22 protein-coding genes are annotated in these 21,297 nt (G+C 68.3%); 18 read left to right on the top strand and 4 right to left on the bottom strand.

Features of this window, described 5'->3' with window-relative positions:
* The first annotated feature begins 7 nt into the window (after positions 1 to 7).
* The 3 genes from AC1DW0_RS23810 to hisD are packed head-to-tail and all read left to right on the top strand — an operon-like array spanning position 8 to position 2,207.
* On the top strand, positions 8 to 250 hold the full coding sequence (locus tag AC1DW0_RS23810) for a BolA family protein (RefSeq protein ID WP_056193694.1): 243 nt from the start codon (positions 8 to 10) through the stop codon (positions 248 to 250).
* On the top strand, positions 247 to 903 hold the full coding sequence (gene hisG, locus AC1DW0_RS23805) for an ATP phosphoribosyltransferase (protein WP_457390369.1): 657 nt from the start codon (positions 247 to 249) through the stop codon (positions 901 to 903). The genes AC1DW0_RS23810 and hisG overlap by 4 nt, the downstream gene beginning before the upstream one ends.
* Positions 900 to 2,207, top strand: a complete 1,308-nt coding sequence (gene hisD / locus AC1DW0_RS23800) for a histidinol dehydrogenase (protein WP_056193701.1) — start codon at positions 900 to 902, stop codon at positions 2,205 to 2,207. The genes hisG and hisD overlap by 4 nt, the downstream gene beginning before the upstream one ends.
* 14 nt (positions 2,208 to 2,221) lie before the next feature.
* On the opposite strand, the gene AC1DW0_RS23795 is transcribed toward hisD, so the two are convergent.
* Positions 2,222 to 3,535, bottom strand: a complete 1,314-nt coding sequence (locus AC1DW0_RS23795; RefSeq protein WP_477948379.1) for a GNAT family N-acetyltransferase — start codon at positions 3,533 to 3,535, stop codon at positions 2,222 to 2,224.
* 109 nt (positions 3,536 to 3,644) lie between these two features.
* Between AC1DW0_RS23795 and AC1DW0_RS23790 the strand changes: the two genes are divergently transcribed.
* The 7 genes from AC1DW0_RS23790 to hisA are packed head-to-tail and all read left to right on the top strand — an operon-like array spanning position 3,645 to position 8,019.
* A complete protein-coding gene (locus AC1DW0_RS23790) occupies positions 3,645 to 3,863 on the top strand; it encodes a hypothetical protein (RefSeq protein ID WP_056193705.1) in 219 nt (72 codons plus the stop codon).
* Entirely contained in the window at positions 3,863 to 4,291 is a 429-nt protein-coding gene (locus tag AC1DW0_RS23785; protein WP_457351738.1) for a PIN domain-containing protein, read from the top strand. The genes AC1DW0_RS23790 and AC1DW0_RS23785 overlap by 1 nt, the downstream gene beginning before the upstream one ends.
* On the top strand, positions 4,288 to 5,364 hold the full coding sequence (gene hisC, locus AC1DW0_RS23780) for a histidinol-phosphate transaminase (protein ID WP_477948376.1): 1,077 nt from the start codon (positions 4,288 to 4,290) through the stop codon (positions 5,362 to 5,364). Before AC1DW0_RS23785 ends, hisC begins: the two co-directional genes overlap by 4 nt.
* Positions 5,352 to 5,966 (top strand): imidazoleglycerol-phosphate dehydratase HisB, encoded by a 615-nt coding sequence (hisB, locus tag AC1DW0_RS23775; protein ID WP_056193714.1) that lies wholly within the window; start codon positions 5,352 to 5,354, stop codon positions 5,964 to 5,966. The genes hisC and hisB overlap by 13 nt, the downstream gene beginning before the upstream one ends.
* 8 nt (positions 5,967 to 5,974) lie before the next feature.
* A complete protein-coding gene (locus tag AC1DW0_RS23770; RefSeq protein ID WP_477948374.1) occupies positions 5,975 to 6,565 on the top strand; it encodes a hypothetical protein in 591 nt (196 codons plus the stop codon).
* Complete coding sequence (hisH, locus tag AC1DW0_RS23765; protein WP_056193720.1) at positions 6,562 to 7,209, top strand: imidazole glycerol phosphate synthase subunit HisH; 648 nt, start codon at positions 6,562 to 6,564, stop codon at positions 7,207 to 7,209. Before AC1DW0_RS23770 ends, hisH begins: the two co-directional genes overlap by 4 nt.
* Positions 7,210 to 7,269: 60 nt before the next feature.
* Complete coding sequence (hisA, locus tag AC1DW0_RS23760) at positions 7,270 to 8,019, top strand: 1-(5-phosphoribosyl)-5-[(5-phosphoribosylamino)methylideneamino]imidazole-4-carboxamide isomerase (protein ID WP_056193723.1); 750 nt, start codon at positions 7,270 to 7,272, stop codon at positions 8,017 to 8,019.
* Between the two features lie 7 nt (positions 8,020 to 8,026).
* On the opposite strand, the gene AC1DW0_RS23755 is transcribed toward hisA, so the two are convergent.
* Positions 8,027 to 8,632: a CHRD domain-containing protein gene (locus tag AC1DW0_RS23755; protein ID WP_477948371.1), complete on the bottom strand. Its 606-nt coding sequence runs from the start codon at positions 8,630 to 8,632 to the stop codon at positions 8,027 to 8,029.
* Between the two features lie 120 nt (positions 8,633 to 8,752).
* Between AC1DW0_RS23755 and hisF the strand changes: the two genes are divergently transcribed.
* The 8 genes from hisF to AC1DW0_RS23715 all read left to right on the top strand — a co-directional run bounded on the left by hisF (position 8,753) and on the right by AC1DW0_RS23715 (position 18,854).
* The gene (gene hisF / locus AC1DW0_RS23750; protein ID WP_477948369.1) at positions 8,753 to 9,514 is read left to right on the top strand and encodes an imidazole glycerol phosphate synthase subunit HisF; all 762 of its coding nucleotides are present in this window, start codon (positions 8,753 to 8,755) and stop codon (positions 9,512 to 9,514) included.
* A gap of 114 nt (positions 9,515 to 9,628) precedes the next feature.
* Entirely contained in the window at positions 9,629 to 12,142 is a 2,514-nt protein-coding gene (locus tag AC1DW0_RS23745) for a DUF4062 domain-containing protein (RefSeq protein WP_477948367.1), read from the top strand.
* Positions 12,139 to 13,176: an AAA family ATPase gene (locus AC1DW0_RS23740; protein ID WP_477948365.1), complete on the top strand. Its 1,038-nt coding sequence runs from the start codon at positions 12,139 to 12,141 to the stop codon at positions 13,174 to 13,176. Before AC1DW0_RS23745 ends, AC1DW0_RS23740 begins: the two co-directional genes overlap by 4 nt.
* A 145-nt stretch (positions 13,177 to 13,321) precedes the next feature.
* The gene (locus AC1DW0_RS23735) at positions 13,322 to 16,207 is read left to right on the top strand and encodes an SUMF1/EgtB/PvdO family nonheme iron enzyme (protein ID WP_477948363.1); all 2,886 of its coding nucleotides are present in this window, start codon (positions 13,322 to 13,324) and stop codon (positions 16,205 to 16,207) included.
* 289 nt (positions 16,208 to 16,496) lie between these two features.
* On the top strand, positions 16,497 to 17,402 hold the full coding sequence (locus AC1DW0_RS23730; RefSeq protein WP_477948361.1) for a formylglycine-generating enzyme family protein: 906 nt from the start codon (positions 16,497 to 16,499) through the stop codon (positions 17,400 to 17,402).
* Positions 17,395 to 17,943, top strand: coding sequence for a 16S rRNA (guanine(966)-N(2))-methyltransferase RsmD (gene rsmD, locus AC1DW0_RS23725; RefSeq protein WP_477948359.1), 549 nt, complete (start codon positions 17,395 to 17,397; stop codon positions 17,941 to 17,943). The genes AC1DW0_RS23730 and rsmD overlap by 8 nt, the downstream gene beginning before the upstream one ends.
* Entirely contained in the window at positions 17,940 to 18,443 is a 504-nt protein-coding gene (coaD, locus tag AC1DW0_RS23720) for a pantetheine-phosphate adenylyltransferase (protein ID WP_477856007.1), read from the top strand. The genes rsmD and coaD overlap by 4 nt, the downstream gene beginning before the upstream one ends.
* A 123-nt stretch (positions 18,444 to 18,566) precedes the next feature.
* A complete protein-coding gene (locus tag AC1DW0_RS23715) occupies positions 18,567 to 18,854 on the top strand; it encodes a YfhL family 4Fe-4S dicluster ferredoxin (RefSeq protein ID WP_056193738.1) in 288 nt (95 codons plus the stop codon).
* Here AC1DW0_RS23715 and AC1DW0_RS23710 read toward each other — a convergent pair.
* Positions 18,814 to 19,821, bottom strand: coding sequence for a S1/P1 nuclease (locus tag AC1DW0_RS23710; protein WP_477948357.1), 1,008 nt, complete (start codon positions 19,819 to 19,821; stop codon positions 18,814 to 18,816). The genes AC1DW0_RS23715 and AC1DW0_RS23710 overlap by 41 nt on opposite strands.
* 11 nt (positions 19,822 to 19,832) lie before the next feature.
* On the bottom strand, positions 19,833 to 21,275 hold the full coding sequence (locus AC1DW0_RS23705) for a cobyric acid synthase (protein ID WP_477856009.1): 1,443 nt from the start codon (positions 21,273 to 21,275) through the stop codon (positions 19,833 to 19,835).
* Positions 21,276 to 21,297: the final 22 nt, after the last annotated feature.

The following is a 21,297-nucleotide window of genomic DNA, read 5'->3' as shown; positions in this document are numbered from 1 at the left end:
ACCCGTGATGGCCGACCCGACCCCGCAAGAAGTGCGCGATTTCATTGCCGCAGGCCTGCCCTGCGCGCATCTCGAAGTCGAGGGCGATGGCCGCCACTTCTTCGCGACCATCGTGTCGGACGAGTTCAACGGCCTGTCCCGCATCAAGCGCCACCAGCGTGTCTATGCAGCCCTGGGCGAGCGCATGCGCGAGCAGATCCATGCGCTGTCGATGAAGACGCTGAGCCCCGAAGAGTGGAGCGCCCAATGAGCGGCCTGACTCTGGCTCTCTCCAAGGGCCGCATCTTCGAAGAGACGCTGCCGCTGCTGCGCGCTGCCGGCATCGAGGTGCTGGAAGACCCCGAGACCTCGCGCAAGCTGATCCTGCCGACCAACCGCGACGGCGTTCGCGTCGTGCTGGTGCGCGCCAGCGACGTGCCGACCTATGTGCAATATGGCGGCGCCGACCTCGGCGTGGCCGGCCGCGATGTGCTGCACGAGCAGGCCCTGGCCCAGGGCGGCTCGCACGGCCTCTACCAGCCGCTGGACCTGAAGATCGCCCGCTGCCGCATGAGCGTGGCCACGCGCGCCGACTTCGACTATGCCGCCGCCGTCAAGCAGGGCTCGCGCATCCGTGTGGCCACCAAGTACACCGAGATCGCCCGCCAGCATTTCGCCGACAAGGGCGTGCACGTCGACCTCATCAAGCTCTACGGCTCCATGGAGCTGGCGCCGCTGACCGGCCTGGCCGAGGCCATCGTCGACCTGGTCTCCACCGGCGGCACGCTGAGAGCGAACAAGCTGGTCGAGGTGGAGCAGATCATGGACATCTCGTCCCGCCTCGTCGTCAACCAGGCCGCGCTCAAGCTCAAGCGCGACGCGCTGCGCCCGCTGATCGACGCCTTTGCCTCGGCCATTGCATGAAACTCGTTCGCCAACTCTCCACCGCCGCGCCCGACTTCGATACCGAGTTCGAACGCCTGCGCTACTGGTCGGCGGCGGACGATGCCGCCATCGAAGGCCGCGTCGCCGAGATCCTGGCCGATGTGCGCGAGCGTGGTGACGCTGCCGTGCTGGATTACACCGCGCGCTTCGACCGCGTGACGGCCGACAACGTCGCCGCGCTGGAGATCACGCAAGCCGAATTGCAGGCCGCGCTGGCCTCGATCACGCCGGCCCAGGCCACCGCCCTGCAGGCTGCAGCCAAGCGGGTGCGGGCCTACCACGAGCGCCAGCTGGAAGCCTGCGGCCGCAGCTGGAGCTACCGCGACGAGGACGGCAACCTGCTCGGCCAGAAGGTCACGCCGCTGGACCGCGTGGGCATCTATGTGCCGGGCGGCAAGGCGGCTTATCCCAGCAGCGTGCTGATGAACGCCATCCCCGCACAGGTCGCGGGCGTCGGCGAGATCATCATGGTCGTGCCCACGCCGGACGGCGTGCGCAACCCGCTGGTGCTGGCCGCCGCAGCGGTGGCGGGCGTGCATCGCGTATTCACCATTGGCGGCGCACAAGCCGTGGCGGCGCTGGCATACGGCACGGCCACCATCCCGCGTGTCGACAAGATCACCGGCCCGGGCAATGCGTATGTGGCTTCGGCCAAAAAGCATGTGTTTGGCCAGGTCGGCATCGACATGATTGCCGGCCCCAGCGAGATCCTCGTCATTGCCGACGGCACGACACCGCCCGACTGGGTGGCGATGGACCTGTTCAGCCAGGCCGAGCACGACGAACTGGCGCAGAGCATCCTGCTCAGCCCGGACGCCGCCTTCCTGGATGCGGTGAGCGCCAGCATGGAACGCCTGGTCGAGGAGATGCCGCGCGAAGCCGTCATCCGCGCGTCGCTGGCCGGCCGCGGCGCGTTGATCCTGACGCGCTCGATGGAAGAGGCCTGCGAGATCAGCAACCGCATCGCGCCCGAGCATCTGGAGATCAGCGCCACCGAGCCGCAACGCTGGGAGCCGCTGCTGCGCCACGCCGGCGCGATCTTCATGGGCGCCTACACGAGCGAGTCGCTCGGTGACTACTGCGCCGGCCCCAACCATGTGCTGCCCACGGCCGGCACAGCGCGCTTCTCGTCCCCGCTGGGCGTCTACGACTTCCAGAAGCGCAGCAGCCTCATCGAAGTCAGCGCCGAGGGCGCGCAGACACTCGGCCGCATCGCCAGCGAACTGGCCCACGGCGAAGGCCTGCAGGCCCATGCACGCGCTGCGGAACTTCGACTGAAGTAACCCTCAACTGAAAGCTAGGCCGCGTCGACAGGGGCCGCCTTGAACGGGCTGCGCTCCGGCGGCTCATCGTGCTCGGCCGTCTTAGTCAGCGCGGTGGTGATCCAGTTCAGCGCCGACACGCGGTGGCGCACTGCGCAGCTCAGCGGCTCAGGTCTGCAGCCCATCTTGGCCTTGGGCTCCAGCGCCGTGCGGCCCAGGCTCAGCCGCGTCGAACCGAAGGCGATCGCGTCCTGCACAGTGGACTGCAGCAGCGTCAGGTAGATCGGCGCCTCGGCATTGGCCGCGCGGTCGTAGCCGATGTAGTAGCCCAACGTCGTGTCGCCGTCGTGCACGCTGGTGACGAAGCCCAGCCAGCGCCCGTCGGCATGCTCGGCCACACGGCAGCGGAAGCGCGGGCCCAGGGCGGCGGCCATGGCGGGCAGATAGCCTGGCGTCAGCGTTGCCAGCCGCAGGCCCTGGGCCTGGTGGACCTGGCCATAGAGAGCATGCAGCTCGTCGGCCCGCGCCAGCAGCTCCTCGGCGCTGGCCTCGCGCAGCGTCAGGCCGGCCGCGGCGCAGTCCTTCAGCAGCTTCTTGGCCGCGCTGCGATAGCCCGAGGTCATGCTGGCCAGGTAGTCGTCCCAGCTGCGCCATTCGGGGCGCAGCGTCAGCACCATGTCGGGTTCGGTGTCGACGCTGCGATAGCCCAGCAGGCGCAGTGACGGTGAGACGTGCTGGGCGGCCATGCCGAGGTCCTTGATCAGCGCCAGGTCGGACTGGCCGTCGAGCTTGTCGGCGCGGCGCAGCCGGTAGATGGCTTCGCAGACGCCATGCCAGAGCTGGCCCTCATCGGCATGCGGCGCCAGGGCCATGGCGCGCGCGCCCCAGACGAGCAGGTTGCCGCAGACCAGCAGATGCTCCTTGAGCCCGGCCATGGGTGCATCGACCAGCTTCTTGCTGCCGGGCTTGCGCAGCTGGGCGCCGCCGACGGCCACGCGCTGCAGCAATAGCGCCGCGACTGGCGCACCATCGGCATAGGCCATGGCGTAGCGCGGCTCGATGTTGTCCGGCGCATGCTGCTCCAGCACGCGCAGGTAGTCGCGCGACAGGAAGAGGGTCTGCGCCGCGAGCGCGTCCCAATGTGCCGGGTTCAGGAAGTCGACGCGGTCGGCCAGCACCAGTTGCAGGCCCGAGGCTGTGCGCCGCGCGACGCGCCTGGCCTTGATGTCCTGCAGGGCCTGGACGGGGTTGACCACCTGGGGCTTGAGCTTGCCGAGGGCGCGGCCGGTGCGCTTGAGCTTGGCCACGGTGGCCTGCAGGGGCTTCTCGGCGAGGGGCGATATGGGCATTGATGGTGGAGTGACAACGGGATGCAAAGGCTAACTCAATCGATTCAAGCGGGAGGTATTTGGACACGAACTTCGTGCAACACGAACTTCGTGTGATACGCTTGATGCCATGAAGAACGTCACCGTGTCCATGGATGACGCCGTGGCCGAATGGGCCCGGTTGGAAGCCGCGCGGCGCAACACCAGCGTGTCTCGCCTGCTGGGGGAACTGCTGGGCGAGAAGATGCGCCACGACGACGCCTACGAGCGGGCGTTGCAGGACTGGTTGCACCGCGAGCGGTCCTGGGCCTCCGACGGGCAGCCCTATCCCGGCAGGCAGGTGCTTTGATGGCGGATCCCGTCTTCGTCGACACCTCCGTGCTGCTGTTCAGCGAGGACGGCGCCCGCCCCGCTGAGCGCGAGCAGGTGCTGGCCTGGCTGCGCGAGCTGTGGGCCACCCGCACCGGCCGGGTGTCGGTGCAGGTGCTGAACGACTTCTACCTGCTGGCCACGCGCCAGGTCACGCCGCCCATGCCGCAAGGCGATGCGCGTGCCGAGGTGCGCCGCTACCAGCACTGGCGTCCGTGGGCGACGGACCAGGCGACTGTCGAATCCGCCTGGTCGCTGGAAAGCCGCTTCGGCCTGCCATTCGCCGACGCCCTTGTCGTCGCCAGCGCCAAGGCGCAGGGCTGCACTCGACTGCTCAGCCTGGCCCTGCCGCACGAAGCCGTCTTCGACAGCGTGCAGGTGTTCAACCCCATCGTGACCGCCCCATGAGCCTCGACCAAGCCCTTGCCCAGATCCGGCCCGACGTGCGCGCGGCACAGGCTTACGTCGTCCAGCCGAGCACCGGCTTCGTCAAGCTGGACATCATGGAGAACCCCTACCGCCTGCCGACCGAACTGCAGTTGGCGTTGGGCGAGCGCCTCGGCGCCGTTGCCATCAACCGCTACCCGGCCGAGCGCACCGCCGACCTGGCCGCGGCGCTGAAGGTCCATGCCGGCCTGCCCGAGGCCTTCGGCATCACGCTGGGCAATGGCTCGGACGAACTCATCAGCCTGCTGACGCTGGCCGTGTCCAAGCCTGGTGCGGTCATCCTGTCGCCGCTGCCCAGCTTCGTCATGTACGAGATGTCGGCGCGGCACCAGCACCTGCGTTTTGTCGGCGTGCCGCTGCAGGCTGGAGACTTCGAGTTGGACGAGGCCGCCATGCTGGCCGCGATTGCGGAGCATCAGCCGGCACTCATCTACCTCTCCTACCCCAACAACCCGACCGGCAACCTCTGGGACGCCGCCGCCATCGAGCGCATCGTCGCCGCGGCGCCTGGCCTGGTCGTCATGGACGAGGCTTACCAACCCTTTGCATCCTCCGACAGCCTGGCGCTGATGGCCCGCCACCCGCACGTGCTGGTGATGCGCACCATGAGCAAGTTCGGCCTGGCCGGCGTGCGGATCGGCTATCTCTGTGGTTCGGCCGAGCTGGTCGAGCAGATCGAGAAACTACGCCCGCCCTTCAACGTCAGCGTGCTGAACGCCGAGGCCGCGCTGTTCGCGCTGGAGCATGCCGAGGTCTACGCCGCCCAGGCCGCCGAGCTGCGCCAGCAGCGTGAGCGCCTCTTCAGCGCCTTGCAGGCCATGCCCGGTGTCACACCCTGGCCAAGCCAGGGCAATATGATCCTGGCCAGGGTTCAGGACGCCGCCGCCACCTTCGCGGCGCTGAGGGCCCGGGGCGTGCTGATCAAGAACGTCTCGGCCATGCACCCGCTGCTAGCGAACTGTGTGCGCATCACGGTCGGAACGCCCGACGAAAACACCCTGCTGCTCCAAGCGATTCAAGCATGTCTGAACTGAACGCCTCCACAACCGCGCGCATCGCCGAAGTCACTCGCAACACCCGCGAGACGCGCATCACGGTGCGCGTCAACCTGGACGGCACGGGCCAGTCCAAGCTGCAGACCGGCATCGGCTTCTTCGACCACATGCTGGACCAGATCGCCCGCCACGGCCTGATGGACCTGGACATCCATTGCGAGGGTGACCTGCACATCGACGGCCACCACACCGTCGAGGACGTCGGCATCACGCTGGGCCTGGCCGTCGCCAAGGCCGTGGGCGACAAGGCTGGCCTGACGCGCTACGGCCACAGCTATGTGCCGCTGGACGAGGCCCTGTCGCGGGTCGTCATCGACCTCTCCGGCCGCCCGGGCCTGCACATGGACTGCAAGTTCACGGCCGGCAGCGTCGGCGCCTTCGACACCCAGCTGACCTTCGAGTTCTTCCAGGGCTTCGTCAACCACGCGCTGGCCACGGTCCACATCGACAACCTGAAGGGCCACAACGCCCACCACCAGGCCGAAACCATGTTCAAGGCTTTTGGCCGCGCGTTGCGCATGGCGACGACGCCGGACCCGCGCTCCGCAGGTGTGATCCCATCGACCAAGGGCTCGCTGTGAGCCGCGCCTTGCTCCGCAGCCTCGCGGCACTGGCGTTGAGCGGCCTGTTTGCCGTGGGGGCCATGGCGCAGGAAGGGCAGCCTTGCCCGCGGCCGGGTACCCAGGAGGACATGCCCCAGACGCTGGGCCCGGGCTTTGAGCGCATGATGACCCATGGCTTCGAAGCCACCATGCCCGGCGGCGGCTGCAGCATCCGCTACAAGCATCCGAGCGGCATGTGGGCCGACGTCTACATCTACCAGGCCCAATTGGGTCGCGTCGAGGACGTTGCGCGAGATCCCCGGTTGCTGGAGGAGTTCAAGTCCGCGATGAGCGGCATCGTCAAAGGCTGGCAGCAGCGTTACCCCGACACCAAGGTGCGCGACGTCGTCGCGCAATATGAGAACCACGGCCAGAGCCGAACCGAGGTCTTGGTGGGCTGGGCCACGATCGACCGCCCCGAGAAGGAAGTGTTGCGCAGCTATGTGCAGCTGTGGAGTGGCAGCGGCTCCATCTGGAAGCTTCGCACCACTTTCCCTGCCGCCGACAAAGCCGTGTCCGACCCCGCAGTGACGGCACTGGGCGATGCGCTCGTAGACCTGTCCCGGGGGAAGCCATGACCCGCACCGTTGCCGTCGTCGACTACGGCATGGGCAACCTCCGCTCGGTGTCTCAAGCTGTCATCCATGCCGCCGAGGGCCAGGGTTTCGAGGTGGCCATCACTTGCGACCCCGAAGTAGTGCGCGCCGCCGAGCGTGTTGTGCTGCCCGGCCAGGGTGCCATGCGCGACTGCATGCGCGAGCTGGCCGACTCGGGTGTCAAGGAAGCCGTGCTTGAAGCCGCCGCCACCAAGCCGCTGCTGGGCGTGTGCGTTGGCATGCAGATGCTGCTGGATCACAGCGAGGAGCAGGACACGCCCGGCCTGGGGCTGATCCCGGGCCGCGTGCAGCGCTTCCGCCTGGAAGGCCGGCTGCAGGAAGACGGCAGCCGCTTCAAGGTGCCGCAGATGGGCTGGAACCGCGTGCACCAACCGCGGGCGCATGCTGTTTGGGATGGCATCCCGGACGAGAGCTGGTTCTACTTCGTGCACAGTTTCTACGCGACGACTGCGTTGCCGGAACACAGCGCCGGCGAGACCGACTACGGTGCTCGCTTTACCTGCGCGGTGGCCCGGGATAATATTTTTGCGACCCAATTCCACCCCGAGAAAAGTGCCGCGCTGGGCCTCGCCCTCTACCGCAATTTCCTGCACTGGAAGCCCTGAACGGGTCTGCACTTTCTTGCCTCCCGCCTTCCTTTCCCTCCAGCCCCTCAGCCCCCGGCCATGCTGCTGATCCCTGCCATCGACCTGAAAGACGGTCGCTGTGTCCGCCTCAAGCAAGGCGACATGAACGACTCCACCACCTTCGGCGAAGACCCCGCCGCGATGGCGCGCCGCTGGCTCGATGCCGGCGCGCGGCGCCTGCACCTGGTGGACCTGAACGGCGCCTTCGCGGGCAAGCCGGTCAACGAGCCAGCCATCAAGGCCATCATCAAGGAGATCGGCGACGAGATCCCCATCCAGCTCGGCGGCGGCATCCGTGACCTCGACACCATCGAGCGCTACCTGGACGATGGCCTGAGCTACGTCATCATCGGCACCGCCGCGGTCAAGAACCCCGGCTTCCTGAGGGACGCCTGCACTGCCTTCGGCGGCCACATCATCGTGGGCCTGGACGCCAAGGACGGCAAGGTTGCCACCGACGGCTGGAGCAAGCTGACCGGCCACGAGGTCATCGACCTGGCGCAGAAGTTCCAGGATTACGGCGTCGAAGGCGTCATCTACACCGACATCGGCCGCGATGGCATGCTGACCGGCATCAACATCGAGGCCACCGTCAAGCTGGCCCAGGCGCTCACCATCCCGGTGATCGCCTCGGGTGGCCTTTCGGACATCGCCGACATCGAGCGCCTGTGCGCCGTCATGGGCGACGGCGTCGAGGGCGTCATCTGCGGCCGCTCCATCTACACCGGCGCGCTGGACTTCACGGCCGCCCAGGTGCGGGCGGACGAGCTGATCGCAGCGGCCGGCTGAGGGCCTCTCAGCGCCTGCGCCGGCGGGCCAGCAGGGTCAGCGCGCCCAGGCCGCCCAGCATCAGCGCGTAAGTCTCGGGCTCAGGTACCGGTGCAGCCACGAGGAAGGTCCTGATCTCGCCGCCGGTCGACAGCGTGGAGTGGATGTTCAGATAGGCCTTGCCGTCGGCCAGGCCGGTCGCGAAGGCGGCAAAGGCGCTCGACACATTGCCGCCATTGGCTGTGACGAAGGCAGGGTTCCAGCTCGATGTCTGCGTCATGTCGAAGGTCATCGAATAGGTGCCCGACATGACGCCCGCGCCCGAGGGAAAGGCCGGGAAGCTCGGTACCGGCGTCGCGACGCCCGCCGAGCCCCCCCCGGCCGCCGCCGTGCAGCAGTGGATATGGCTGGCCGTGACACTGCCGGTCAGATTGCTGAAGGTCACGTTCACCTTCATCGAGAAGGTGTCGTCATCGAAGATCACACTGACCGTGCCCGTGCCGAGCGATCCGGCCGCCGCGGCAGGTTCACCGAGGTTGCTCAGCGTGCCGATATAGGTCACCGGGTGAGCCGAGGCAGCGGCGGCGCCCAGGGCGAGGGTTGCGGCGAGCAGGGCGGGGGAGGTCAGTCTCATCGTCATCTCCTGTTGTGGTGGTGGAACTTGCGAAGCTACGGATTGAGCGCCAGTTCGGTTCCGCCGCGAAGCCCCTAACCATCGAGGGAATAATTCAGCCCTCGCTTCCGTATCCCCGTCATGCTTGCCAAACGCATCATTCCCTGCCTCGACGTCACCGCCGGCCGCGTGGTCAAGGGCGTCAACTTCGTCGGCCTGCGTGATGCGGGCGATCCGGTGGATATCGCCGCGCGCTACAACGAGCAGGGCGCCGACGAGCTGACCTTCCTCGACATCACCGCCACCAGCGACGGCCGCGACCTCATCCTGCACATCATTGAGGCCGTCGCCTCGAAGGTGTTCATTCCCCTGACCGTGGGCGGCGGCGTGCGCGCGGTGGCAGATGTGCGGCGGCTGCTGAACGCCGGCGCCGACAAGGTGTCATTCAACTCCGCGGCAGTCGCCGACCCCGAGCTGATCCGTGCGGCCAGCGACAAATACGGCGCCCAGTGCATCGTCGTCGCCATCGACGCCAAGCGCCGGCCCGATGGCTCGGGCTGGGACGTCTACACCCACGGCGGCCGCAAGAACGTCGGCCTTGATGCGGTGGCCTGGGCCAAGCAGATGGCCGAGTTCGGCGCCGGCGAGATCCTGCTGACCAGCATGGACCGCGACGGCACCAAGAGCGGCTTCGACCTCGAACTGACCCGCGCCGTGTCCGACGCCGTGCCTGTGCCCGTCATCGCCTCCGGCGGCGTTGGCTCGCTGGACGACCTGGCCGATGGCATCACCAAGGGCGGCGCCGACGCCGTGCTGGCCGCCAGCATCTTCCACTTCGGCCAGCACACGGTGGGCGAGGCGAAGGCGCTGATGGCGGCACGCGGGATTGCAGTGCGGCAGTGACGGCGGTCAGAGCTGGGAGGCTCCGCTCCGGTCAAGCCCTTATTGGGGGCGGCATGCTTGTCGGCTAGGGTCCAGCCAAAGCATCCGGATCAGCGGCGGGGAGGCGTTGCGGCGATGAACAAACCCAGCACAAAGGGAGTGCGCCACCCTGGCGTGATGATTTCCAGCACCTACGTTGATATCAAAGAACTGCGTGAGGTCTTGGTCAAGGCGGCCCTCTCCGTTGGCTTCTATCCCGAGGTCATGGAACACGATGGCGCGCTACCCATCAGCGTCGTCAAGTCATCTTTGGACAGGGTCGCCCGTGCCGAGGCCTACGTCCTGCTGATCGGTCACCGCTACGGCCAGCAGCCCTTGCGCGATGCTTCGCCGCCTGATCTGCGGTCGATCACCGAAATGGAGTTCGACAGAGCCTGCGAGTTCAACCGGCCGACGCTGCTTTTCATCCTGGGCGACGACTACCCGATACCCGCGCGATTTGTTGAAACGGATCCCGAGGCCAGAACGCGCCTGCAGGAATTCCGTCAACGCGCCAAGGCCATGAATGGCGTGGACGGGGAGCAGCGTGTGTATGCGTTGGTCAACTCGCCCGCCGATTTGGATCGTGTGGCTGAGCGCAGCATGCGTGCTCTGGCCGAGTTCTTGATCAAGCGTGACGTCGCGCTGGAGCTCACTGAGGCAGCAGGCGCCACGGCTGCCCCGCTCAAGGCTCGAACACGCAGCAAGGCATTGCCCAAGACGTCAAGCGGCGCCAAAGCAGCACAGGCGCAAGCAGTTGGTGGCAAGAGGGTGCCCAGCGACAGGACCAGGCCCCCCGCTTCAAGCCGGTCCGATCTGCAGCAGGTGATCGGTACCGTGGCGCAAGTTAGCCGCCTCCCCGCCAGCAACAAGCTCCTGCTGTTGACCGCCAACAGGCACGAAACCCAGGCCCTGAAAAAAGTCTTTGCGCCGGGCGCCGAGCCAACAGAGGTCCTCGGCGGCGAGCAGATCTACAGCTACTACGGCCTTCACGGCCAGCATCATGTCCTTGGCGTCGTGGCTGCCAGCCTGGGGGCACATGACGCCCATATCGCGCTCAATCTGGCAGCGGCTGACCTTGATTGCAAACACGTCATCGCAGTGGGCATTGCCTTCGGTGCCTACAACGACCGACAGACACTGGGTCAAGTCTTGATTGCCAACGAAATCCTGGGCTACGACCAGGCCAGAGTGAACCCGGATGGCACGGAGCGGTTCAGAGACCTGTCGCACCGCACCTCCAGATACTGGCTTCAACGTGCGCAGACCCGACAGCATCAGCCGCCTAGCGGCGTGCCTGCCGAGCATTGGCCGTCTGCTGAAGAGGGCACCTTGCTTTCGGGTGGCAAGCTCATCGACAACAAACCGCTGCGAGATCAACTGGTGTCCTCGTTCCGGAATCGCATCGTTGGTGGGGAGATGGAGGGCGTCGGCGTTGCGGCAGCGGCCACTGCCGACCCTCAAAAGCGCGAGTGGATCGTCATCAAGGCCATCTGCGACTTTGCCGATGGCAACAAGAGCGCGGCCACGAAGGAGGGTGACCAGCAGTTCGCGGCTTGGAATGCGGCCATCTTCGTCAAGAGCCTCATCGACCTCGACGGACTGAGCACCATCAACTGGGCGGGCCGGCCGCCGCCTCCGGCCGCACCCTTCGCAGCCCCTACCTCGCCCCAGGTAGCGGCGCCTCCGCCAGCAGCCTTGAGCCTGCCGACGGAGGGCGCGCCCGTGGGCCGAACGACATCGGCCATGCGCGACTATCTCGATTGGAAGATTCAACAGGCATCGCCCGAATCCTCTGAGCATCTCCACGCGCTGCTCCAATCCTTCAAGCCGGTGTTGACCAGTGCTGATGACGCGCTTGCGAGTCTGGAGAGCCAACCGGATTCAGCCCACGGCTTCTTGGCCCAGCTCCAAGGCGCAGTTCGAAGCACCTTCCCTGATTCCAAAGCCGGCCGGGCATTGCCTGACGCGAAGGTGGTCGACGTTGTCTGGGCCCTCAGCTACTTGGCCCTTGAGCGGCTGGTTCGTGAAAAGCTCGGCGCGACGCACCGGGCACCTGCGGGCGCAATTCCGCTCCCGGCAGATGCCCAGGACAAGTCCCTCCACCTTTTGGTCGGTGCCATGCTTTCGACCGCTGGCGTGTGCATCAGTGATGGCCCAGGCGGCGCAGAGGCGGAGAACGTGGTGACCGACTTCCAGCCGCCTGAACTGCGGCATCTTTCTGCCCAGCAGGCCATTGCCGTCGAGGCGCATGCCAAAGCCAGGCTGGCTTTGCTCGATGAACCGATGGAGCGCACACGCGGCTCCTATCGGGGCGGTGGGCCAGATCGGCACGAGATTGCCGCACAGCTCGGCGCCTATGCCAAGGAACGCGGGGGTGTTCGCATGGTTGCGGCCTTGGACCTCGCGCGCATGGCCGAAGGACAGCGCTTTGAGGACCTCGCGGCTGAACTTCAAGGCTTTGGCCTCGACACATTCGCGACCCACTCCCTGCTGGGAGATGGCTTGAAGGACGTCAGCGACATTGCAGGTCAAATCAGCCGCGCCCTGGGCAACATGAAAGCCGTGCTCGCCAAGGCCGCTCCCGTTGCCCAATCAAAGCCCAAATGAATACCACCGTCACCCGCCGTTCGCCACCCACTGGGGAGGTCATGGCCGCGCTGAGCGCCCTCGGCGCCGGCCGCATCACCGCCTTGCCTGCTGAGGATGGCCTGCCGGAATCCGTCCACCACTGGTCCCAACCCGAGATTGACGCCCTCCTGCTCGCCTGGGCAGCCAACCGGCCCTTGCTCGTGCGCGGCGAGCCGGGCATTGGCAAGACCCAACTGGCGCGGGCGGCTGCCGTGGCGATTGGGGCGAAGCTGCACGCGCTCACGGTCAATGCCCGCACCGAGCCTGAGGACCTGCTTTATCGCTTCGACGCCGTCAAGCGCCTGGCCGACGCACAGGCGCAGCGCGAGTTGGACGAAGCCGCCTACTGGGAACCCGGCCCGCTGTGGCGTGCCTTCAACTGGCCCGAGGCCATCAAGTACGGCAGCCTGCGAGGCAACACCAAGCGGCCTACGAACCACGTCATCCTGCTTGACGAGATCGACAAGGCCGACAGCGACCTTCCTAACAGCCTGCTCGAACTCCTCGGCCAACGCCACCAGGCCATCCCGTCGCTGGGCATCCAGCTCGGCGGCCCCGAGGCAGCCCAGCCGCTGATCCTCATCACCAGCAACGAAGAGCGCGAACTGCCTGCGGCATTTCTGCGCCGCTGCATGGTGCTCAACCTGGAGGCGCCGCAGGAGGCCGGCTACGTCGGCTGGCTCGTCGAGCGCGGTCGGGCGCATTTCTCTGGCCAGGCCAAGTCGCGCAATCTCGCTGAGAAAGTGCTCACGGCCGCCGCCGAGCAACTCGCCGAAGACCGCAGGAACGCCCAGATGCACGGCCTGCACCGCCCCGGCGCGGCCGAGTATCTCGACCTGCTTCATGCCCTCGTGCGCCTGGCCCCGGGCAACGCCAGGCAGCAACTCGCTCTCCTGACGCGCCTCTCGGCCTACGCCTTCGTCAAACACGCGGCGGTAGACGGCCAAGCCGCGCCTGGCCAGGGCCGTGCCGCCTTGGCCCAAGCCGGCGAGGGCGACCGCAGCGCGGCATGAGCGCCGCGTCGGGCCGCCCCAAGCAAGCTCGCTCCCGCTTGGCGGGAGTGAGCCCGGACATGGGATGCCCAGTGGGCATCCCGTGCCTGGCGAACGCCTGGCCGCTCCGTCGGCCGGGCAAGGCCGCAGGCCGAAGGGTGCGCCAGTGACTCTGCCCACGGTTTCGCGCGCTGACCTGCTCTTGGCCCTGGCCACCTTGGCCGATGGCCCGCAGGCCGAGGGCCGCCTGGCGGCGCATCTCGGCTTTGAACTTCGGCAGGACGCGTTTGAACTGCGCCTGCCCGGCCGCAAGCGCCGCCCCAAGACTGCGGCCAAGCCGCTGCCCCCGCCCAAGCCGCCAGAGGCAGCGAGCCAGCCGCATGAGCGCAACGTGCAGATCGCCGTCACCCACGCCGAATTGCACCCCGCACCTACCGCCGCTGACCTCCCGCCCGCCGCCCACCTTGGGTCCGATGCGGGCCGGCCCGACCGGCAAGACCCCCCGCCCACCGCCCCCCTGCTCGTGCGCCCCGCGCGCCTTGTGCCCGCGCTGCGCCTTTCGCTGCAACGCCCGAGCGACGCCGGGCTTGACCTACCCGCACTGCTGCGCTGCCTGACCAGCGCGCGTCTCGTGCGCCGCCTGCCCCGCCACCAACAGGGCCGCCTGGGCGACGACATCTGGGTGGTCATCGACGCTGGCGAGGCCATGGAGCCCTATTTCACCGACCTGGGCTGGTTGCGGCGCCAAGCCCAACGCCTTTACGGCCCTGGCCGCGTGCGGGCCTGGGTGGTGCGCGACGGCCCTGGCCAGCTGCTGCATGCCCACGGCCAGCCGCAGCCCCCCGGGCGCCCCTTGCCCCTGCCGCTGCCCGGTCAGCGCGTGCTGCTGCTCAGCCACCTGGGCCTGCTCAGCACCGCACCCGAGGCCCGCGAGGCTTGGCTGGCCTGGCTGCAGCAGGCCCGTGCCCAGGGCGCCCATGCCGTCGCCTGGCTTCCCTGCACCCCCGTGTGGGTCGATTCACCACTGGCCCGTGCTGCCTCGCTGCACTGCCTGATCCCCGAAGGCAGCCTGCGCCGGCAGGCCGGCCGCCCGGGCACCGCTGCGCTCACCCCTGCCAAGGCCCAACCCCTGCGCGACGAACTGCTCACCCACGCCGCGCTCTGCCTGCACCTCTCGCCCGAGCGCCTGCGCGACCTGCGCTTGGCCACGCCGGCATTGCGCGCTGAGCCCGCGCTTGAGGCGCTGTGCTGGACGGCCCAGCCCCTCGTCGGCGGCAGTCATTTCAGCCGTGCCCTCACGCCTGCTGGCATCCATCAGCTGCGCCCCGGCTGGGCCCAGCTCAGCCCCGAAGCGCAGCAGCGCGCCTGGCAGGTCATGCGCCACCACCAGGCCTGGCGCGGCGCCTTTCTCGCGGCGGCCGAGGTGCTCCTCATCGCCGCCCACGCGCGGCCTGAGGTGCTGGGCGCGGACTTTCAAGCCGCCCTCGCCGCGGCGGAACAACTCTACGAAGACCTCTGGGCCCACGCCCGAGCCGGCGCGGCCGGCCGCGAGGAAGCCGCCTTTGCCGCCGACCTGCTGGCCCGCCAGGCCGCCGATCAACACTGGCTGCAACGCCAGCCCGCCCACCTGGCGCGCCTGTTCAGCCTCACCGGCTGGCAGACCGCCCCGGCCGGCCTGTCAGCCGCCGCGCTGGCCCAGGCCCAGGCCCAGGCCGAGCTCGCTCGCGAAGCGCCCCAGGCCCGCGTGCTCGAACTGCGCAGCGACGGCCTGTGGCTGTGCTCTCCCGCCACCGATGCCGCCCCGCCGGGACGCTGGCCCCTGTGGCGCCTGCAACCGGCCACGCGCTACTTCCTCGGCCAGCCCGGCAGCAGCAGCCGTCGCCTCGGTGCCCAATCGCTGAGCGGCCCCATCGCCACCCCCGACCAACTGCCTCTGCAGATCAGTACCGAACGCGAGACGCTCATCATCGAGACCTTGCCGCGCCCGCGCTGGGCGCAGGAGTGGGGGCGCGACGAGATCGGCCTCTATGCCACGGTGCCACCGCTGGGCAATTTGCGTGAATGGTGCGTGCGTGGCGCCGAGGGCGAACCTGTCAATCGAAACTGCCCGCCGCTCCGGGCCACGTCGCTCGGCTGGTTCGGTGAGGGTCGCGAACTGGAGCAGCAAGCCGGCCTCCGGCTGGGCGTCGAACCCAAGTTCGGCGCCTTCGCCGACCTTAGCGTCGACGGCGCCACCCAACGCCTGCGCTGGCTCCCCCCCGGCGAGTTCTGGATGGGCTCCACAGACGCCGAGCGCGCGCGCATCAGCGACGAGAGCCATCGAAGGTGGTCGCAGCGCGAATCCCCCCGCCACCGCGTTGCGCTCACCCAGGGCTTCTGGCTGGCCGACACCGCCTGCACCCAGGCCCTGTGGCAGGCGCTGATGGGCAACAACCCCAGCGACTTCAAGGGCGACCCCAGGCTGCCTGTGGCAAACGTCAGCTTTGAGGACGTGCAGCAATTCCTCGCGCGGCTGCAAGCCCTGCTGCCCCCCGGACTCACGGCCGGCCTGCCCAGCGAGGCCGAATGGGAGTACGCCTGCCGCGCGGGCACCGAAACGGCTTTCAGCTTTGGCGACTACGTCAACCATGAGCAGCTCAATGTGGATGAACTGGGGGGCTTCGTCCAGCTCGGTAGCAGGAGCGTGAATCGCGGCAAGACGGTGCCCGTGGCCGCGCTGCCGCCGAATGGCTGGGGCCTCTACGAAATGCATGGCAACGTGTGGGAGTGGTGCGCGGACGACCAGCGGAGCTACCCGCCTGACGCAGCGCTGGTGGTGGACCCGCAGAGACCCCTAGACGGCGCCCGTTTCGCCGTGCGCGGCGGCTCGTGGGTCGGCGACGCCGGGCGCGCGCGTTCGGCCTACCGCGGCGTCCTCGACCGCGCTGACCGCCTTGACGTCCTGGGCTTTCGTTTCGCCCTGAGGTCCGAGAGCACCAGTCCAGTGGCAGCGGCGGAGCCGCTGCCGAGCCCCGGGCCACGCACAAAAGCGGCGTCTCAGCGCAAGCCATGAGCCTGTTTTTTTCCAATCCGGCCCTGGACCCCGCTGCCGCGCATTGCAGCTGGAGCGTCAGTTCGTGGTCGACGGACCAAGCTCGTTGTGGGCTGTTTGCGTGACCCGTGGCGCTCGGGCTGGCGCGACTACAGTTGCGGCCCGTGATGCGCTTCAACAAACGCCCAGTTCGCCGTGCGCGGAGGCTCGTGGATCAACGACGCCAGGCACACGCGCTCGGGCTGGCAGGTGGGGTGGAAGCCCCTCGAATGCTCCCCGGGTCGCCGCCTTTCTCCTGCCACTGCTGCCGATGACTGACTTCCCCCCATCCTGGGCCCTGGCCTTTGGCGACGACCGCTTTGGCCTGTGGGCCGAGTTCGCGCTCGGCGGCGTGCGCCAGCGCATGCGCTGGATAGCGCCGGGCCGGTTCTGGATGGGGTCGCCGGAAGATGAGCCGAAGCGCCATTCGGATGAAGGCCCGCGCCACGAGGTGGCAATCAGCCAGGGCTTCTGGCTGGCCGACACCACCTGCACCCAGGCCCTGTGGCTGGCCTTGATGGGCGGGCCCAATCCGAGCGAGTTCGCGACCGACCCCGAGAACCCGGTGGAGCAGGTGTCCTGGGACGATGTGCAGGCCTTTCTGGCCCGCCTGGTCGAACTGCTTGCCGCCCCAGCGGCCCTGCCCACCGAGGCCGAGTGGGAGTACGCCTGCCGCGCCGGCAAACAGGAGCCGTTCTTCTGGGGCGGCACGGTGACGACCGCGCAGGTCAATTTCAACGGCAACTACCCTTACAACGGCGGCGCCAAGGGCGAGTCTCGAGAGCGGACCGTGCCGGTCAAGGCCTTGCCCGCGAACGCCTGGGGCCTGTATCAGATGCACGGCAACGTGTGGGAGTGGTGTGCTGACGGCATACGTGACTACGCGGCGGCTCGCGCGCTGGAAGTGGACCCGCAAGGGCCTCTAGACGGCGCCCAGTTCGCCGTGCGCGGCGGCTCGTGGATCTACGACGCCTGGCGCGCGCGTTCGGCCTGCCGCTTCGCCTACGCCCGCGCCTACCGCTTCGACTTCCTGGGCTTTCGTTTCGCCCTGAGGTCCAGGAACACCAGTGCCAGCGCAGCGGCGGAGCCGCTGCCCAGCCCCGGGCCGGAGGCACGGGGCCAGGCCCGGCGGGACGCCGGGCCCGCGCCAGAAAAGGGAGCTGCCGATCATGGGTGAGATCAGGATCATCGGCGGCCAGTGGAAGCGCTCCAAGCTGCCCGTGCCCGACCTGCCGGGCCTGCGGCCGACGTCCGACCGCATCCGCGAGACGCTATTCAACTGGCTGGGCCAGACGCTCGACGGCTGGCGGGTGCTTGATGCGTTTGCCGGCAGCGGGGCCCTGGGTTTCGAGGCAGCGTCACGCGGGGCGGATGCGGTGGTGATGCTCGAGCGCGAGGCGGCCTTGGTAGACGGGTTGCGGGCCAGCCAGAAGCGTCTGCAGGCCACGGCCCTCATCATCCACCGGGCCAATGCGCTGAACTGGATGCTGGCTTGCCCGGACCGCTTCGACCTCATTTTTCTTGACCCGCCGTTCGCCGACAACCTCTTCGACCGCGCGCTGGCTGCTGCCATGCCGCTGTTGGCCGAAGGCGGGCTGATCTACGTCGAATCCCCGGGCGAGATCGCTCCCCCGGCCGGATTCACGACCTGGCGCCAGGGCCGAGCCGGCGCCGTGCACTACCAATTGCTGCGTCGCGAGGACAATCCAGCCGCATGACGACCCGCACCACCATCACGGCCATCTACCCGGGCACCTTCGACCCGATCACGCTGGGCCACGAGGACCTGATGCGCCGTTCTGCCGCGATGTTCGAGCGCCTGGTGCTGGCGGTGGCGGTCGGCCATCACAAGAAGACCATGTTTTCCTTGGACGAGCGGCTGGCGATGGCCCAGGAAGTGGCGGCACCGCTGGGCAATGTCGAGGTCATCGCCTTCGACGGTCTGCTGCGCGACTTCGTGCGCACCCACGCCGGCCGTGTCGTCGTGCGTGGCCTGCGCACCGGTGGCGACTTCGAATACGAGTTCCAGATGGCCGGCATGAACCGCAAGCTCATGCCCGAGGTCGAGACCATCTTCCTGACGCCCGGCGAACACCACCAGTACACGTCCAGCACCTTCGTGCGCGAGATTGCGACGCTGGGCGGCGAGGTGGCGGAGTTTGTGTCGCCCGGGGTACTGGCGCGGCTGAACGAGCGCTGCAAGAAGCGAGGGAGTTGAGATGGCTTTGATGATCACCGAAACGCGTGGCGGGAATCGGCAAGGCATGCCTTGCCCCGCCGCGCGCGGCGAGCGCATGCAGGCGCTTGCCGTATTCGTCCGCCAGCCCGATGGAGGCATCCCATGGCGCTGATGATCACGGACGAATGCATCAACTGCGACGTCTGCGAGCCCGCCTGCCCGAACAACGCGATCTCGATGGGTGAGGAGTTCTACAAGATCGAGCCGAGCAAGTGCACCGAGTGCGTCGGCCACTTCGACGAGCCGCAGTGCGTGATGCTCTGCCCAGTCGCGTGCATCCCGATCAACCCGGCCCATATCGAGAGCCGGGAGACCTTGATGCAGAAGTATCAACGCCTCACCGCCGCGGCTACCGCGGGAACGCTGCCTGCAGCACCCGGGCCAGCCTAGCTCCTGCGCGCGTCAGCTGCTGGCGCTTGATGGCGTCTGCCCTGGCGCCGTAGCCGCCGGGCAGTTCGACGCCCCACTGTGAGCCCTGCCTGGCCGAGAACTTCAACCCGTCGAAGACGCGTCCGGCTTGCTCCAGTGACTGCGTGGCCCAGTGGGGCGGCCAGTCGACCGCAGTGCCTGGGTCGGCACGAACCTGGCGCGCCTCGGCCAGCCAGTCGGCATCGACATGCTGGGGCCTGAATTCCTCAGGCACGTTGTCCCAGTACGAATGGAAATTCTTCGACCCCGGCGTTGCGGCAGGATCGAGCAGCAAGCTGTTGCCACCGATGGTGAAGCTGGCGCGATCGAAGCCCTGCTTGTCGGGGTCGACACGCTGCCCCTGGGCGTCGAGATAGACGCTGCCGACGTGCAGAGGCTGGTGGATGTCGCCCACCAGATGCACCAGTACCAGCAAGGCCTCGCGTTGGTTCTTGAAGTTGGGCTGACCGGGCGAGGGCTTGCCCTGCAGCACCAGGATGGCCGCACGCAGCGCGCCGACGACGTCATCCGGGCGCGTGCCGGTCACCTTCGGTAGGTAGCGGCCGCGCTGCACGGCGATGTCGGCGTAGTGGGTCTGCTTGTGGCAGCTGTCCTCGTCGAGGCCCAACTGGCACTGCCGGTCGTTGCGGCGCACGTAGTCGGCCATCTCGGCGATGCGTGCGGGCGTCTCCAGCGCGGCGCACGCGGGGTACTTGCCCGGCGCGGGATAGGTATAGCCCTGGCTGGGCGCGATGCCCTTCACGCAGTCGGCCCAGATCGAGGCCAGCGAAAGCGGCATGTCGCCCAGCAGCCCGGCGACGCGGGCTTCAGCCGGGGTACCTTTGATGAGGCCGGCAGCGATGGTCGCGACGGTCTGGTGGCCGTCAGAACCCCAGGCGTGGGCGGCCAGGGGCAGGGCGAGCAGGGCGGTGGCAAGGAGGCGGCGCATGCGGAAATTCGTCAGCCGATCAAGCCCGCAATCTTGCCCGGTTGAAAGTGCAGGTCGATGAAGTCTGCCAGCCCATCAAAGACGGCATCCAGCGACCGGCCAGCCTGGCCGAACAGGGCCTTGAGCACGGCCGGCTGCTCGAACAGGCCGTGGGCGTAGACGCCCAGCACCTGGCCGGCCTGCCAGCCCACAGCCTCGCCGGCGGCATTGCGCAGCGCCACGCGCGGCGGCGGCAGGCCGGCGTGAGGCTGGGTGCGGCCGTGGCGGATCTCGTAGCCACTGGCCTGCACACCGGCCAGGGCCTGCCAGCCGCCGTCCAGCGACGTGGAGAAGCTGAACTCCGCGCTGCGCAGCAGCTTCTCGGGCTCGAAGACGGTCACCAGCGGCAGCAGGCCCAGGCCCGGCGCATTGCCGTCCAGGCCATGCGGGTCGATCAGCGCCTCGCCCAGCATCTGCAGGCCGCCGCAGATGCCGAGCACGCGGCCGCGGTGGCTGTTGATGGCGGCGTCGAGCTTTTGCGCGCGCAGCCAGGCGAGGTCGGCGGCGGTGGACTTGGAGCCGGGCAGGATGATCCAGTCCACGCCGGCCAGATCCTTGGGCTCGCGCGCCCAGCTCAGGCGCACGCCGGGCAGTTGGCGCAGCGGCTGGAATTCGTCGAGGTTGGAGATGCGCGGGTAGGCGATGACGGCGATGCGCAGGCCGCTGCCGGTCGTCGTCTCATCGAAGACGCCGTCCTCCTCGGGCAGGCCGTGGCCGCGCCACATCGGCAGCGTGGCGATGGTGGGCACGCCGGTCAGGTGCTCGAGCTGCTCGGGCCCGGGCGACAGCAGGCCGGCGTCGCCGCGGAAGCGGTTCAGCACGAAGCCACGCACCTGGGCGCGCACGTCATCGGGCATCAACTGGTGGGTGCCGTACAGGTGGGCGAAGGCGCCGCCGCGGTCGATGTCGGTGACGATCAGGCAGGCGGCGTTGGCGTCGCGCGCGGTGCCGAGGTTGACGTAGTCGCTGGGCGCCAGGTTGATCTCCGCCGGCGAGCCCGCGCCTTCGATGACGACGACATCGTTCTCCCGCATCAGCTCGTGCAGGGCCGCGCGGGCGCGGGGCTTCAGCAGCGCGCTGCGTTCGCGCCAGGGTATGGTGGCCATGGCCGGGTCCACTTCGCCAAGCACGACGACCTGGCTCTGCGTATCCGCCTCGGGTTTGAGCAGCACCGGATTCATGCGCACCTCGGGCACGCGGTTGGCGGCCAGGGCCTGGAAGTACTGCGCTGAGCCGATCTCGCCCATCAGGCCGTTCAAGCCGGGCACGACGCGCGCGTTGTTGCTCATGTTCTGCGCCTTGAAGGGCGCGACCTTGAGCCCCTGGCGGGCATACCAGCGGCACAGGGCCGTGGCCAGCCAGCTCTTGCCCGCGCCGCTCGTCGTGCCGAGCACCATCACTGCTTTACTGATCATTGATGCACCCTTCGGCCTACGG

The organism is Roseateles sp. P4_D2 (genome assembly GCF_056401875.1).
This window is presented reverse-complemented; position numbering and strand designations above follow the sequence as displayed.

What these genes read in the sequence shown, in the direction of transcription:
- AC1DW0_RS23705 (WP_477856009.1), bottom strand. Translation starts at nt 21,275, where the DNA reads ATGATCAGTAAAGCAGTGATGGTGCTCGGCACGACGAGCGGCGCGGGC.
- hisH (WP_056193720.1), top strand. Translation starts at nt 6,562, where the DNA reads ATGACCCGCACCGTTGCCGTCGTCGACTACGGCATGGGCAACCTCCGC.
- AC1DW0_RS23710 (WP_477948357.1), bottom strand. Translation starts at nt 19,821, where the DNA reads ATGCGCCGCCTCCTTGCCACCGCCCTGCTCGCCCTGCCCCTGGCCGCC.
- AC1DW0_RS23730 (WP_477948361.1), top strand. Translation starts at nt 16,497, where the DNA reads ATGACTGACTTCCCCCCATCCTGGGCCCTGGCCTTTGGCGACGACCGC.
- AC1DW0_RS23745 (WP_477948367.1), top strand. Translation starts at nt 9,629, where the DNA reads ATGAACAAACCCAGCACAAAGGGAGTGCGCCACCCTGGCGTGATGATT.
- hisA (WP_056193723.1), top strand. Translation starts at nt 7,270, where the DNA reads ATGCTGCTGATCCCTGCCATCGACCTGAAAGACGGTCGCTGTGTCCGC.
- AC1DW0_RS23715 (WP_056193738.1), top strand. Translation starts at nt 18,567, where the DNA reads ATGGCGCTGATGATCACGGACGAATGCATCAACTGCGACGTCTGCGAG.
- rsmD (WP_477948359.1), top strand. Translation starts at nt 17,395, where the DNA reads ATGGGTGAGATCAGGATCATCGGCGGCCAGTGGAAGCGCTCCAAGCTG.
- AC1DW0_RS23740 (WP_477948365.1), top strand. Translation starts at nt 12,139, where the DNA reads ATGAATACCACCGTCACCCGCCGTTCGCCACCCACTGGGGAGGTCATG.
- hisC (WP_477948376.1), top strand. Translation starts at nt 4,288, where the DNA reads ATGAGCCTCGACCAAGCCCTTGCCCAGATCCGGCCCGACGTGCGCGCG.
- hisG (WP_457390369.1), top strand. Translation starts at nt 247, where the DNA reads ATGAGCGGCCTGACTCTGGCTCTCTCCAAGGGCCGCATCTTCGAAGAG.
- AC1DW0_RS23810 (WP_056193694.1), top strand. Translation starts at nt 8, where the DNA reads ATGGCCGACCCGACCCCGCAAGAAGTGCGCGATTTCATTGCCGCAGGC.
- coaD (WP_477856007.1), top strand. Translation starts at nt 17,940, where the DNA reads ATGACGACCCGCACCACCATCACGGCCATCTACCCGGGCACCTTCGAC.
- AC1DW0_RS23785 (WP_457351738.1), top strand. Translation starts at nt 3,863, where the DNA reads ATGGCGGATCCCGTCTTCGTCGACACCTCCGTGCTGCTGTTCAGCGAG.
- hisF (WP_477948369.1), top strand. Translation starts at nt 8,753, where the DNA reads ATGCTTGCCAAACGCATCATTCCCTGCCTCGACGTCACCGCCGGCCGC.
- AC1DW0_RS23790 (WP_056193705.1), top strand. Translation starts at nt 3,645, where the DNA reads ATGAAGAACGTCACCGTGTCCATGGATGACGCCGTGGCCGAATGGGCC.
- hisD (WP_056193701.1), top strand. Translation starts at nt 900, where the DNA reads ATGAAACTCGTTCGCCAACTCTCCACCGCCGCGCCCGACTTCGATACC.
- hisB (WP_056193714.1), top strand. Translation starts at nt 5,352, where the DNA reads ATGTCTGAACTGAACGCCTCCACAACCGCGCGCATCGCCGAAGTCACT.
- AC1DW0_RS23795 (WP_477948379.1), bottom strand. Translation starts at nt 3,535, where the DNA reads ATGCCCATATCGCCCCTCGCCGAGAAGCCCCTGCAGGCCACCGTGGCC.
- AC1DW0_RS23755 (WP_477948371.1), bottom strand. Translation starts at nt 8,632, where the DNA reads ATGAGACTGACCTCCCCCGCCCTGCTCGCCGCAACCCTCGCCCTGGGC.